The sequence below is a fragment of the Streptomyces sp. SAJ15 genome (genome assembly GCF_007595705.1).
Classification (GTDB): Bacteria; Actinomycetota; Actinomycetes; order Streptomycetales; family Streptomycetaceae; genus Streptomyces.
This window is the reverse complement of the sequence record NZ_NISY01000013.1, coordinates 145023-157965: the sequence shown is the minus strand read 5'-3', so window position 1 is coordinate 157965 and position 12943 is coordinate 145023. Positions and strand designations below refer to the sequence as shown.

The window sequence follows — 12943 nt, the reverse complement described above, 5'->3', positions numbered from 1 at the left end:
GACCGCGGTCGCTCGTCTCGGCGAACGTGGTCGATCGCCTCGGCGAGCGTGAGGGACCCCCCTCGTGAGTGCGGTGGAGCGCCTCGGCCGGCGTGAGGGAGCGCCTCGGCGATCGGACCGGCCGCCCCGCCGATCGTCCGGCCGCCGGCGGTCGCGTCCGGTCGCCCCGGCGGCATCGCCTCGGCGGCCGGAGCCTCCTGTCACGATCCGCGGCGGCGGGCACCCCACGCCGGTAGCCTGCGCTGTGGCGGTGGCCCCGCACCGTCCGGCCGCGTTGTCCCGCTCGCTTCGTCCCGAGGAGACCGATGACCGATCAGCACGTCCTGACCTGGGCGGTCACCGAGAGCGGCGGATACGAGACGGCGTGGGTCACCCTCTCCGGCACCGGGCTGCGGGCCCGCGGCCGGGTGCTGGGGCTGCGGCCGAGACCGTACTGGATGACGTACGAGCTGGAGACCGGGCAGGGCTATGTGACGCGCCGGCTCCAGGTGACCGCCGAGACCCCCTCCGCCACCCACCGGCTGGACCTGCGCCGCGACGGCGGGTCCTGGACGGCCGACGGCAAGCCGCTGCCCGAGGTGGCCGGTGCCCTCGACTGCGACCTGGGGCTGTCCCCGCTGACCAATGCCATGCCGACGCTCCGCCACCAGCTGCACACCGGGCCCGGCCGCCATGACTTCCTGATGGCCTGGGTGTCGGTGCCCGATCTCACGGTCCGACCGTCGGAGCAGACCTACGAGCACATCGGCCTGACCGCGCGGGGCGCCCGCATCCGCTACACCTCCGGCGACTTCAGCAGCGACATCGAGTTCAGCCGCGACGGGCTGGTGCTGACCTATCCGGGCATCGGGCACCTGCTGCGCGCGGACTGAGCCGGTCCGGCAGCCGTCACCAGCGCGGCGGTGAACGGGTGCCGGGGCGCGGCCAGCACCTCCCGGGTCGGGCCGCTCTCCACGACCTCGCCGCCGTCCAGCACCACGACGCGTCCGCCGAGCGCCGCCGCGTCCAGATCGTGGGTGATGAGCAGCAGCGCCATTCCCCGCCGTTCGCGCGGCAGGGCGGCGAGCAGGTCGAGGACGTCCCGCCGGGTGACCGGGTCCAGCCCGGACGTGACCTCGTCGCAGATCAGGACGCGGGGCCGGGCCAGCAGCGCGCGGGCCAGCGCGGCACGCTGGAGCTCGCCGCCGGACAGCGCGTCCGGGCGCCGCCGGACCAGCTCCTCGGCGAGTCCCATCCCGCGCAGGGTCTCCAGCGCCTCCGCCGTCGCCTCGGCCGCGCCGAGGCCGCGCAGCCGCACCGCCGTGCGGGCCACCTGGTCCAGCACCGCGCGGTGCCCGTCGAACGCGGCGTGCGCGTCCTGGAACACGTACTGCACGGCGGCGAGCTGATCGCGGCTCCGGTCCCGCAGACTCCGCGGCAGCGCCACGCCGTCGAGCAGCACCTCCCCCGCGTACTCCCGGTGCAGCCCCGCCACGCACCGCGCGAGCGTCGTCTTGCCGCTCCCCGAGCGTCCGACCACGGCCAGGCACTCCCCCGCCCGCACGGACAGCCCTGCGTCCCGGAGTACGACGGCCGAGCCATGCCGGGCGGTGAGGGAACGGACCCGGAGCAGGGGCGCGGCCGACTCGGGGCGCGCGGGGTGGTCCAGCCCAGCGGGATCGACCGACCCGGGAGGAACAGGGGCGTCCGACCCGGCAGGCGCGGCCGACTCGGGGCGCGCGGGGTCGTCCAGCCCAGCGGGCTCGGCCGGCCCGGGAGGAACAGGGGCGTCCGACCCGGCAGGCTCGACCCGCTCAGGACCAACCAGGGCGTCCAGCCCAGCGGGCTCGGCCGGCCCACGGCGAACAGGGGCGTCCGGTCCGATGGCCGCGGCCGGCTCGGGGCGGGCCGCGGCGGACAGGAGAGCGCGGGTCCAGGCGTGGCGCGGGGCGCGCCACAGCCGCTCGGCCGGCCCGGACTCCACCACGTGCCCGTCCTTCATCACCAGGACGTCGTCGGCGAGTTCCCGCACCGCCTCCAGGTCGTGGCTGAGCAGCAGCACCGCGATGCCGCGGTCCGCGAGCGCGGCCAGCTCCGCCACGACGCGCCGCTTGGTCAGCGCGTCCTGGCCGGTGGTCGGCTCGTCGGCGACCACGAGGGGCGCGCCCGACAGCAGCGCCTGCGCGATGACGACGCGCTGCTGTTGGCCGCCGGAGAGCTGGTGCGGATGGCGCCGGACCAGCTCGGCGCCGTCGGGCAACTGGGCGAGGGCCAGCGCGCCCAGCACCCGCTCCCGCGCCGCGGCCCGCCGCGCGCGCCGGGGCACCTCCGTCGTCCGCGCGCGGGCGAGGTCGAGGAGCAGGGCCCCGACGCGGCGCGCCGGGTTGAGTACGGCGGCCGGGTGTTGCGGCACATAGCCGACCAGGCCACGCCCCGGCCCACGCACCCGTCCCGTCACCCGCGCGGTCTCGGGGTACTCCCCGAGCAGGGCGCGGCCGGTGGTCGTCTTGCCGCTGCCGGAGGCGCCGACGAGGGCGGTGATCCGACCGGGCAGGAGGCGGAGGGACACGCCGTCGACGATCGCACGGCCGTCGACCTCGACGCGCAGCTCCTCGACCTCCGCCACCGGCTGCCGCGCGGCGGTCGCCGAGGCCGTGCCCTCCCGCACCGCGGCCGCGGGATGTGTCGGGGGACCCGGTATCGCGTCGTCCGCTGTGGTGTTCACCGGCGCGGCTCCTTTCGCTTCTCGCTTCGGCGGCCGCCGTCGAGGGCGGCGTCGAAGAGCAGGTTGGTGCCCGTCGACAGGGCCACGATCAGCAACGCGGGGACGACGACCGCCCAGGGCTGGACGAAGAGGCCGGTGCGGTTGCGGTCGACCATGACCGCCCAGTCGGCTGCGTCGGGGGCGACGCCCACGCCCAGGAAGGCGGCCGTGGCGACGAGGTAGAGCACCCCGGTGAGGCGTACGCCGGCATCCGCGGCGAGGGTGCGCAGCAGGGAGCGGCCGACGAAGCCGAAGGCGATCCGCCACCGGCTCTCGCCCTGCATGCGCAGCGCCTCCACGGCGGGGCTGGCGGCCGCCTGCGCCGCCGCGGCCCGGACGATACGGGCCGCGTCGGGGATGTTGACCAGCGCGACCAGCAGCGCGAGGCCGGCCGCCCCCGGTTCGCTGACGGCGGCCACCAACAGGACCACCAGCAGGGACGGCACCGCGAGCAGCACGTCCAGCGGTCGCATCAGCGACTCCTCCAGCCAGGGCCGGCGGGTGAGCGCGGCGCCCAGGCCGAGTGGCAGCGCCACCGCGTACGCCAGCGCGGTGGCCGCGAGGGCGACCAGCACCACGGACTCCCCGCCGAGCAGCACCTGCCGCCAGACGTCGCGGCCCACGAAGTCGGTGCCCAGCCAGTGGCCGCCGCCGAGGGTGAAGGAGGCAGCGCGGGGCCCCGGGGCGCCGGCGAACAGCGGCCCGAGCAGGGCGAGCAGCAGGGGTACGCTCACCAGGACGGCGCCGAGCGCGTAGCGGCCAGGCCGCGCCGCGCGGGGGCCGGGGCCGGAAGGGTCCGACCTTCGCGGGCCGAACCGGACCGGCGTCCGCGACGCGCGGGTGTCGGGCCGGGGGCCGGGCGACGAGGAGCCCGACACGCCGGTGGCGGGTTCGAGGCGGGGCGACCGGGTGTCCGACACGCCGGTGTCGGGGGCGGCCGACGGGGTGTGCGACACGCCGGTGTCGAGGCCGGCAGACGGGGTGTGCGACACGTCGGGTCCGGGATCCGCCGGTGTCGGCTGAGGTGAGGTGAGGGGACGGTCGGTCACGCCGCCATCTCCGTCCGCGGGGAGAAGCGCCGCGCGACGAGGTCGGCGGCGAGGTTGAGGACGACGGCGATGACGCCGAAGACCACCGCGAGCCCCTGGACGACCGGGAGGTCCCGTTCCGCGACCCCGTTCATCAGCACCGTGCCCAGCCCGGGGATGACGAACAGCGCCTCCACCACGATCACCCCGCACAGCAGCCAGTCGACGGTGCGGGCGAGTTGCTGCGCCGCGGGCGCGATGGCGTTCGGCAGGGCGTGGGCGTAGCGGACGCGGGTCTCGGAGACGCCGTAGCGGCGGGCCTGCGCGGCGTACGGCGCGGCCAGCGCGTCGATCATCCCGGCCCGCACCAGCCGGCTGAGGGAGCACACCGGCCGGGAGAGCAGCACCAGCACCGGCAGCACCAGCACGGCGGGGTGGTCGAGCAGATCGGTGCCGTAGCCGACGGCGGTCGGGGGCAGCCAGTCCAGGCGCAGCGCGAAGACGGTGACCAGCAGCACGCCGAGGGCGAACTCCGGGACCGCGTAGACCCCGAGGGTGGCCGAGGAGATCAGCCGGTCGGTGCGGCCGCCCGCGCGGCTCGCCGCCAGCACCCCGAGGCCCAGCGCGATCGGCACCAGCAGCGCCAGGGTGAGGGAGGCCAGCAGCAGCGTGGGGCCGAAGCCGTCGCCGAGGTAGGTGGTGACCGGGCGGCCGGAGACCAGCGAGGTGCCGAGGTCGCCGTGGAGCAGTCCGGCCGCCCAGTCGAGCAGCCGTTGGTGGGCCGGCCGGTCGAGCTCCATCTCGGCCCGGATGGCGGCGATCCGCGCGGGGTCGGGCTGGTCGCCCGCCAGCGAGGTGGCGGCGTCGCCCGGCAGCGCCTCGGTGAGCGCGAAGACCAGCAGCACCACGGCCGCGATCTGCGCGGCACCGAGCAGCAGCCGCCGGACGAGCCAGCCGCGCAGTCCGGTCACGCCGTCGCCAGCCAGACCTTGTCGAACCGCGCCCAGTCCAGGGTGTTGGCCGGCGCCTGGCGCTCGACGCCGCGCACCGTGCGGGCCGTGCCGACGATCCAGTCGGCGAAGCCCCACACCAGGAAGCCGCCCTCGGCGTGCAGCCGGCGCTGCATCCTCTCGTAGAGCGCGGCCCGCCGCTTGTCGTCCCGGGTGGACTGGGCCTGCTGGTAGAGGGCGTCGAAGTCCTTGTGCCGCCAGTGGGTGGCGTTGGTGGTGGAGTCGGTGAGCAGCCGCTGGGAGATGTGCGACTCGATGGGCATGGCGCCGGAGCGGTAGCAGCACAGGGTGCCGGAGTCCAGGATGTCGGCCCAGTAGCTGTCCTTGCTGCCGGTCCTGACCTTGATCCGTACGCCGGCCTTGGCAGCCTGGTCGCGGAAGATCCCGGCCGCCTCGGTGAAGCCGGCCGCCACGTCGGAGGTGTCCAGGGTGATCCGCAGGTCCTCGGCGCCTGCCTTCTTGAGGAGGTGGCGGGCCCGGTCCAGGTCCTGTTCGCGCTGCGGCAGCCCGTCGGCGTAGTACGCGTAGCCCTTGCCGAACAGGTCGTTGCCGATCTCGCCGGCCCCGGACAGCGCCCCGTCGATCAGCTCCTTACGGTCGGCGATGAGGAAGAACGCCTCGCGGACCCGCTTGTCGTCGAAGGGCGCCCGGTCGGTCTTCATCGCGAACGCCTGCATGGCGCTGTTGCGCAGCCGTACGATCTCGATCCGGCCGCCGTCCTGGTGGGCGCGGGCGGTGGTGGGGTTGAGCTCGTGGGCGTACTCGATCTGTCCGCCGAGCAGCGCGTTGATCCGCGCCGACTCCTCGTTGGCGACCACGAATTCCAGCTCGTCCAGGTAGGGGGCGCCGTCCCAGTACTCCTCGTTGCGCCGGAAGACGGCGGAGCGGCCGGGGGCGAAGGACTCGAAGCGGAAGGGCCCGGAGCCGATCGGGCGCCGGTCGAACTCGCCCTTCTCACCGGAGCCCTGGGGAACGATGTACGCGCCGAACGCGGCGAGTATGTTGGGGAATTCGGCGGTCGGCCGCTTCAGCCGGAACTCGACGGTCCGCGGCCCGGTCGCCCGGCTGGCGTCGAGGTCGATGGGTTCCAGCGACGCCTTGGCGCGGAACGCCTTCTTCGGGTCGGCGATACGACGGTAGCTGTACAACACGTCTTCCGCGGTGACCGGCCGGCCGTCGTGGAACTCGGCCTGGCGCAGGGTGATCGTCCACCGGTCCAGGGCGGCGTTCGGCTCCCATCGGGCGGCCAGCCGGGGCCGGGGCGACAGGTCGGCGCCGAAGTCGGCCAGCTTGTCGAAGAGGGCCTTGGCGCGCGCCGCGTCGGCGAACAGGTTGCCCAGGTGTGGATCGAGGGTCTCGCTGGCCCCGCCGCCGGCGAAGGCGGCCCGCAGGCGTCCGCCGCGCTGGGGCTTGCCGCCCTTGGTGCCGGATTCGGCGGTGCCCGAGCCGGAGTCGCCGCAGCCGGTGACGGCGAGCGCGCCGATGCCGATCCCCAGGCCGCCCGTGGCGGCGAGGAAGCCACGGCGGTGGAGGCCGGGGTGGCGTTCGTTGTCCGGGGTGTGCGTCATGAGGTCTCCTCGTGGTGGGTGCCGGTGGTGGGGGTGAGTGGGGCGCGGTGGCGGACGGTCGCCGGGCCGCGCCGTCGTGGTGGCCGTAGCGGCGGAGTGCCGTACCGCCGTGGGCGGCGTGCCGGGGCCGGTCTCGGCCGTCGCGTTCCGGAGCCGCTGAGAGGCCGCTACGAGGCCGCTACGAAGCCGCCAGCCGGGCGACCAGGTGCAGCCGGTCGCCGTCGGCGGTGGCGCCGGGCTCCGGATCGCCCTCCCGCCAGGGCGGCTCGGTGCGCGGGCCCGGGCCGTCGTGCAGGGCCAGCACCGTGAAGCCGTGGGCGGCCAGCGCGTACCGCAGCTCCTGGGGGAAGAGCAGCCGCCACGCGGAGTGCTGTTCGGTCGGGGGGAGGCCGTCGTCGGCGGTCCACACCCGGCGGCGGCGCAGCAGTTGCGCCGCGCGGTCGACGTGCAGGGTGGTGACCGCGCGGTAGGCGGTGCCCTCCCAGGTGAAGCGGCTGACGGCGGGCGCGTCGAGCAGTTCGGTGCGGCCGAGGAAGAAGGCGCCGTTGCGCATCTCGGCGATCAGCAGCCCACCGGGGGCGAGCGCCCGTCGACAGGAGGACAGCAGCCCGTCCAGCTCGTCGTTGGTGTGGGCGTACAGGAAGGCGCTGTCCAGGCAGACGACCGCGTCGAACGCCCGCTCCCCCAGGTCGAACCCGCGCAGGTCGGCGTGGACGTACTCGGGTCCGGGGTGGCGGTCGCGGGCGTGGGCGAGCATCGCCTCGGAGCTGTCGGCGCCGACCACGCGGCGACCGGCCGCGTGCAGGTGGGCCGCGTCGCGGCCGGTGCCACAGCCGAGGTCGAGGACGCGCGGCCCGGCGCCGTGGTGCCGCAGCCGGTCCTCCGCCCAGCGGGCGGCGAGCCGGTCGGGGTCGGGGAAGCGGGCCTCGTAGAGCTCGGGGTGGTCGGTGAGGAGGTTTCCCTGTCGTGTCGTCATGTCGTCACCTCGTCACGCTGCCTGCCGGTGTCTCCGCCGACCGCCGCGACCGGGCGGGGCGGCTGGTGCTCGGGCACCGCGCGGAGGCGGTGCAGCCAGCCGACGCCGGCGGCCGAGAGGAGGCCGAGGACGGCGCAGCAGGCCCAGGGGAGCCAGGCCGCCCCGCTCCGGCCGGTGTCCATGGCCCAGCCGACGAGGGTGTTGCCGAGGGCGGCGGCGATCCCGGAGGTGACGTAGAAGATCCCGAAGCGGGTGCCGGTCAGCTCGGGGCGGCCGAAGGCGGGTATCAGCTCCATGACGAAGGGCTGGGCGACCATGAGTCCGAGGTAGAGCAGCAGCGCCCCGGCGAGGACCGGCAGCAGTGCGAGCGCGGCCCCGCCGGTGCCCTCGGCGGCCGGTTCCCCGGCGGTGAGCAGCGGGGGCAGGAACGCCAGTGCCATCAGGGCGAGTCCGCAGCCGATCCACACCGTCCGGCGGCCCCGGTCCTTCAGGGCGCGGGTGATGCGGAGTTGGAGCGCGAGGTTGGCCAGGGTGCCGGTGAGGAAGACGACGCCGGCCGCCCCCTCCCAGCCGGTGGCCCGCCGGGCGCCGTCGGGAAGCAGCAGGTACAGCTGGTTCTCCAGGGTGAACATGCCGGTCATGGCGAGGGAGAAGGCGAGGAACGCCCGGTCGCCGAGGACCTCGCGCCAGTCGCCGAGCACGCTGCCGCCCGCCGGCGGGGTCTCGCGGGCCGGGAGCACCAGCGCCTGGGCGACGGTGAGGACCGCGAAGATGCCGGCGGCGGTGAGCGCGGAGGCGCGGAAGTCCACGAGCAGCAGGGCGCTGCCGAGCAGCGGGCCGAGCAGCGCGCCGGTGGTGGCGAACACGTTGAACAGCGCGAACGCCTCGGCCTTGCGGTCCCCGGCCTCTCGCGCGAGATAGGCCCGCACGGCGGGGTTGAACAGCGCCCCGGCGAGCCCGCTGAGCACGGACGCCGCGATCAGCACCGGCAGCCCGTCGCCGAGCGCGAACAGCGCGAAGCCGACGGTGCGCAGCCCGCACCCGGCGATGATGACGCCGCGCGCCCCCAGCCGGTCCGCGGCCGAGCCGCCCAGGATGAACAGCCCCTGCTGGCTGAGGTTGCGGACGCCGAGGACGATGCCGACGACGGCCGCCGACATGCCCAGGTCCTCGCCGAGGTGGGTGGCGAGGTAGGGGACGAGCAGGTAGAAGCCGGTGTTCACACCGAGCTGGTTGAGCAACAGCAGGCGTATCGCGAACGGAAATCCGCGCAGCTCACGCCACGTCTTCACGGAAGTGCCCTTCATGGTGGTCCGGTCGTACGCCGAGGCCGGCCCGGCCGCTCGCCCGCACGGTCCCGTCCGCCCCGCCGATCCCGCTCCACGGGTCGTCGGCGAGCAGCAGATGGCCGTCGAGGTCGACCCAGCGGGCGCGGTCGGCGAGGTGGACGGCGGGGGCGATGCCCAGCGAGCTCGCGGTGAGGCAGCCCAGCATCAGCGCGGTTCCGCTGCCGGCGATCAGTTCGGCGATGCGCAGCGCGGCGTGCACCCCGCCGCACTTGGCGAGCTTGACGTTGACGCCGTGCACCCGGCCGGCCAGCCGGCGGGCGTCGTCGTAGCCGACGGCGTCCTCGTCGGCGATCACGGGCAGGGGGGCGCCCTCGGCGAGTCGGGCGAGGGCCTCGGGGTCGCCGGGGGCGATGGGCTGTTCGACGGCCTCCACGCCCAGGTCGGCGTAGCGCGGCAGGAGCGCCCGCGCCTCGGTGGGGGTCCAGGCGCCGTTGGGGTCGAGCAGCAGCCTGACGTCCGGTGCGGCGTGCCGGACGGCGGCCACCCGGGCCAGGTCGTCCTCGGGGTCCGGCGTGCCGGCCTTCACCTTGAGCAGGCGGAAGCCGGCGGCGGCCAGCCGGCGGGCCTGCGCGGCGGCGTGCTGCGGGTCGGTGATCCCGATGGTGCGGGCGGTCGCGGCGGCGGGCGGGGTGAGGGTGCCGAGCAGCTGGTGGACCGCGGCCCCCGCGCGCTTGCCGACGAGGTCCAGCAGCGCCGACTCGACGGCGGCGGCGACGGCCGGCGGGGTTCCCTCCGGGAGGAGTTCCCCGGCGCGCTGGGCGGCCAGCGCGCTCTCGGGGTCGGCGAACCGTGCCAGCGCGCCGCCGGCGTCGGTGAGCAGCCGCCCGATCGTGGTGGCGTCGAGGCCGAAGTAGGCGCTGGCCACGGCCTCGCCGTGGCCGCGCAGTCCGCGGTGTTCGAGGGAGAGCCAGACGGCGTCCCGCGCCGCCATCACGGAGCGGGAGATGCGCAGCGGTTCGGCGAGTTGTAGGCGTACGGTGCGCAGGGTGCTCTTCACGGGGTGGCCTCCACTGCGGGGACGGGGCGGGGCGCCGGGGCGGCGGCCGTCGGCCCGGTGTCGTCCAGCGGGTCGACGACGGTGGTGCAGCGGGTCCAGCCGGTGGCCTCGGCGGCGGTGGGGTGGGGGATCTCGACGGGGCGGGTGGCGGCGGTGGCCGGGTCGACGCCGTGGGCCGCGGTGTAGTCCTCGTCGTAGACGGTGCCGAGGTAGCGGTGCGGGCCGTCGGGGAAGACGGTGGCGACGACGGCGCCGGGGTGGACGCGGGCGGCCCAGGCGGCGACCAGGGCGGCGGCGCCGGTGCTCCAGCCGCCGCTGACGAAGCTGGCGCGGGCGAGCCGGCGGCAGGCGTCGACGGCCTCGGCCGGGCCGACCCAGTGCACCTCGTCGAACGCCTCGTAGGCGACGTTGCGCGGGTGGATGCTGCTGCCCAGGCCGCGCATCAGCCGGCCGCGGGCGGGCTGGCCGAAGATGGTGGAGCCGGTGGCGTCCACGCCGATGAGGCGCAGCGCGGGCCAGTAGCGGCGCAGCGGGGCGACGATGCCGGCGCTGTGGCCGCCGGTGCCGACGCTGCACACCAGGATGTCGAGGTGGTCCAGGGCGGTGGCGAGTTCGGCGGCGAGCGAGGCGTAGCCGGCGGCGTTGTCGGGGTTGTTGTACTGGTCGGGCCAGTAGGCGCCGGGCAGGTCGGCCAGCAGCTCGCGCAGCCGGGCCAGCCGGGCGGCCTGCCAGCCGCCGTCGGCGGCGGGGCGGTCGACGAGCTCCAGCCGGGCGCCGTGGGCGCGCAGCAGGCGGCGCATGGCGGGCTCCAGTTCGCCGTCGCAGACCAGCACCACGGGGTGGCCGAGGGCCTGGCCGGCGAAGGCGAGCCCGAGGCCGAGGGTGCCGGAGGTGGACTCCACCACCGGGGCTCCGGGGCACAGTTCGCCGCGCTCGCGGGCGCCGAGCAGCATGGAGACGGCGGCCCGCGCCTTCATGCCGCCGGCGCCGAGCCCTTCGAGCTTGGCGAAGAAGCCGGGCTGGGGGCAGGGCAGGTCGCAGCCGATGCGGGCGAGCGGGGTGCGGCCCAGCAGGGTGAGGAGCCCGGGGTCGGCGGTGGGGGCTCGGAGCGCGGTCGCGGTCATCGGGCGCCTCCGTAGCGGTAGACGAAGCCCGGCCCGCCGTCGAGCCAGAAGAAGGGGTAGGGCTCGGCGCACACGGCGGTGACCCCGTTCCCCAGGAAGTGGGGCAGCACGGCGCTGCCGGTCTGCGCGAACATCACCAGGGGCTTGTCGTGGCGGGCGGCGTGGGCGCGCAGCGTCTCGAAGCCGTCGTTGCCGAGCGTCATGCCGGAGGCGAGGATGGCGTCGCAGCGGTCGAGGTGGGCGGTGGCGTCGGTGGCGATGGGCTCGCCCCATTCGGTGCTGCCGCCCTTGAGGTCGCAGGGGATGTACCCGAGGCCGCGCGAGCGCAGTTGCTCCAGCAGCGAGTTGACGACGCCGACGACCAGCACGGTGCGGCCGGGCTCCAGGTCGAGCAGCTCGGTGACGGCGCGGGCGCGGGCCCGCGACTTGAGCAGCGAGTCGCCGCCCGGCAGCGGCCAGGGGCGGGCCCCGCCGGCGGGTCGGCTGTGCGGGGTGGCGTGCATGAGGTAGGCGTCGAGGGCGGCGACCCGCACCGCCCGCAGCGGGTGGTCCAGCAGCGTGGCGACGTCGGCGCCGACGCAGTCGTCCAGGGCGCTCGCGCGGAGCGCGCCCGGCTCCACGGCGCAGGAGCCGACGGCCTCGTCCAGGCGCAGGCTGAGCACCTCGTTGCGGTAGCCGCCGGCGCGCCCCGCGTGGCGTACGGCCTGGCTGGTGGTGAAGGCGACGGAGACGGTCCGCCGGCGCGGGTCGGGGCCCAGCTCGCCGGCCCGCACCCGGCGCACGAGCGCGTCGTAGGCGGTGGTCATCGGCTCACCACACACGGCCGCACGCCGGCGAGCAGCTCGGTGACGCGGGCCCGGGCGCCGGTTCCGGCGGCGTCGGCGGCCATGACGTGCCCCAGGTAGTCGTTGTTGCTGCCGGCCGCGGTGACGGTGGTGCCGGGGCGGGCGAGCTGGGTTTCGAGGACGCCGGGCGCGCCGTCGAGGTGCGCGGCGCCGTCGATGCGCTCCAGCACGCCGGTGGCGGTGGGCACCAGGAAGCCGATGGCGGCGCTGTGGAGGCCGGTGTCCCGCACCGTCAGTTCGGGTGCGCGGCCGAGCGCCACCTCCACGCAGGCGGCGGCGAGGTCGACGCCGGTGACGTGGCGGACCAGTTCGGTGATGCGGTTGCCGGCGGGGCGGGGGTTGACCTCGACCACGCGCGGGCCGGCGGCGGTGAGTTTGATCTCGGTGTGGGCGACGACGTCGTCCAGGCCGAGGGCGGCCAGGGCGGCGCGGGCCGTGTCCGCGGCGGCGGCCGCGTCGTCCGCGGCGAGCGCGGCGGGGAACATGTGGCCGGTCTCGATGAAGGCGGGCGCGCCGCCGACGCTCTTGTCGGTGACGCCGACGACGTGGGTGGCGCCGCGGTGGGAGACGGTCTCCACGCTGACCTCGGGCCCGTCCAGGAGTTCTTCGAGCAGCACCTGGGGGGAGCGCCGCTGACCGCGCGCGTTGACGGGGAAGTCGGCCAGGGCCCGGTAGGCGGCGGAGAGCGCGGATTCGTCGTCGACCCGCCGCACGTACATCCCGGCGCACAGGTCGACGGGCTTGAGGACGAGGGGGTAGCCGATCTCGCGGGCGGAGGCGGCGGTGCCGGCCCAGTCGTCGCAGACCGCGTACCGGGGGCCGGGCACGCCGGCGGCGGAGAGCGCCTGCCGGGTGGCGTCCTTGCGGCAGGCGGCCTCGACGGCGGCGGGGGCGGGGCCGGGCAGCCCGAGGTGGCCGGCGATGCGGGCGACGGCCGGCAGGTAGTAGTCGCAGGAGGTGAGGACGCCGTCGAAGCCGAGGACCTGGTGGAGCCGTTCGACCTGGGGCAGCAGAGCGTCGAGGTCGTTGGTGTCCGCGGTGAGCACGTTGCGCGCCGCGAGCAGCGGGTGGGCGGTGCCCTCGGGGGCCGATCGCAGGTAGTGGTGCAGATCGCGGGTGAGGAAGGTGAACTCGTGGCCGCCCTCGCGGATCGCCCGTGGCAGCAGTCTGCTCATCGACCCGACCCAGCTCTCGACCATCAGCAGGTGACCCACGTCTCTCCTTCGTCTCGATGAGGCCGTCGACGGCGCCCCGGTGGGGGCCGCGACGCCGCCGGTGCGCGACGGGCGCTTCCGGGTGCCTC

General features: G+C 75.9%; 11 protein-coding genes. 1 reads left to right on the top strand and 10 read right to left on the bottom strand.

The window, feature by feature from the left end:
• Positions 1–305 precede the first annotated feature (305 nt).
• Entirely contained in the window at positions 306–872 is a 567-nt protein-coding gene (locus CD790_RS27000; protein WP_144385960.1) for a putative glycolipid-binding domain-containing protein, read from the top strand.
• On the opposite strand, the gene CD790_RS26995 is transcribed toward CD790_RS27000, so the two are convergent.
• From CD790_RS26995 to CD790_RS26950, 10 genes are all read right to left on the bottom strand, one after another.
• Positions 836–2647: an ATP-binding cassette domain-containing protein gene (locus CD790_RS26995; protein ID WP_144386116.1), complete on the bottom strand. Its 1812-nt coding sequence runs from the start codon at positions 2645–2647 to the stop codon at positions 836–838. The two genes, CD790_RS27000 and CD790_RS26995, sit on opposite strands and share 37 nt — an antisense overlap.
• Positions 2648–2700: 53 nt before the next feature.
• Positions 2701–3480, bottom strand: a complete 780-nt coding sequence (locus CD790_RS26990) for an ABC transporter permease subunit (protein ID WP_260867925.1) — start codon at positions 3478–3480, stop codon at positions 2701–2703.
• A gap of 308 nt (positions 3481–3788) precedes the next feature.
• Positions 3789–4742, bottom strand: coding sequence for an ABC transporter permease (locus tag CD790_RS26985; protein WP_144385959.1), 954 nt, complete (start codon positions 4740–4742; stop codon positions 3789–3791).
• Entirely contained in the window at positions 4739–6349 is a 1611-nt protein-coding gene (locus tag CD790_RS26980; RefSeq protein ID WP_144385958.1) for an ABC transporter substrate-binding protein, read from the bottom strand. The genes CD790_RS26985 and CD790_RS26980 overlap by 4 nt, the downstream gene beginning before the upstream one ends.
• A gap of 178 nt (positions 6350–6527) precedes the next feature.
• Positions 6528–7325 (bottom strand): class I SAM-dependent methyltransferase, encoded by a 798-nt coding sequence (locus tag CD790_RS26975; RefSeq protein WP_144385957.1) that lies wholly within the window; start codon positions 7323–7325, stop codon positions 6528–6530.
• Positions 7322–8617 carry an MFS transporter gene (locus tag CD790_RS26970; RefSeq protein ID WP_144385956.1) on the bottom strand — a complete coding sequence of 432 codons (1296 nt, stop codon included), beginning with the start codon at positions 8615–8617 and terminating at the stop codon, positions 7322–7324. Before CD790_RS26970 ends, CD790_RS26975 begins: the two co-directional genes overlap by 4 nt.
• Complete coding sequence (locus CD790_RS26965; RefSeq protein ID WP_144385955.1) at positions 8601–9671, bottom strand: enolase C-terminal domain-like protein; 1071 nt, start codon at positions 9669–9671, stop codon at positions 8601–8603. Before CD790_RS26965 ends, CD790_RS26970 begins: the two co-directional genes overlap by 17 nt.
• A complete protein-coding gene (locus CD790_RS26960; protein WP_144385954.1) occupies positions 9668–10795 on the bottom strand; it encodes a PLP-dependent cysteine synthase family protein in 1128 nt (375 codons plus the stop codon). Before CD790_RS26960 ends, CD790_RS26965 begins: the two co-directional genes overlap by 4 nt.
• Positions 10792–11601 (bottom strand): Rossmann-like domain-containing protein, encoded by an 810-nt coding sequence (locus tag CD790_RS26955; protein WP_144385953.1) that lies wholly within the window; start codon positions 11599–11601, stop codon positions 10792–10794. The genes CD790_RS26960 and CD790_RS26955 overlap by 4 nt, the downstream gene beginning before the upstream one ends.
• Positions 11598–12854: an ATP-grasp domain-containing protein gene (locus CD790_RS26950; RefSeq protein WP_186319259.1), complete on the bottom strand. Its 1257-nt coding sequence runs from the start codon at positions 12852–12854 to the stop codon at positions 11598–11600. Before CD790_RS26950 ends, CD790_RS26955 begins: the two co-directional genes overlap by 4 nt.
• Positions 12855–12943: the final 89 nt, after the last annotated feature.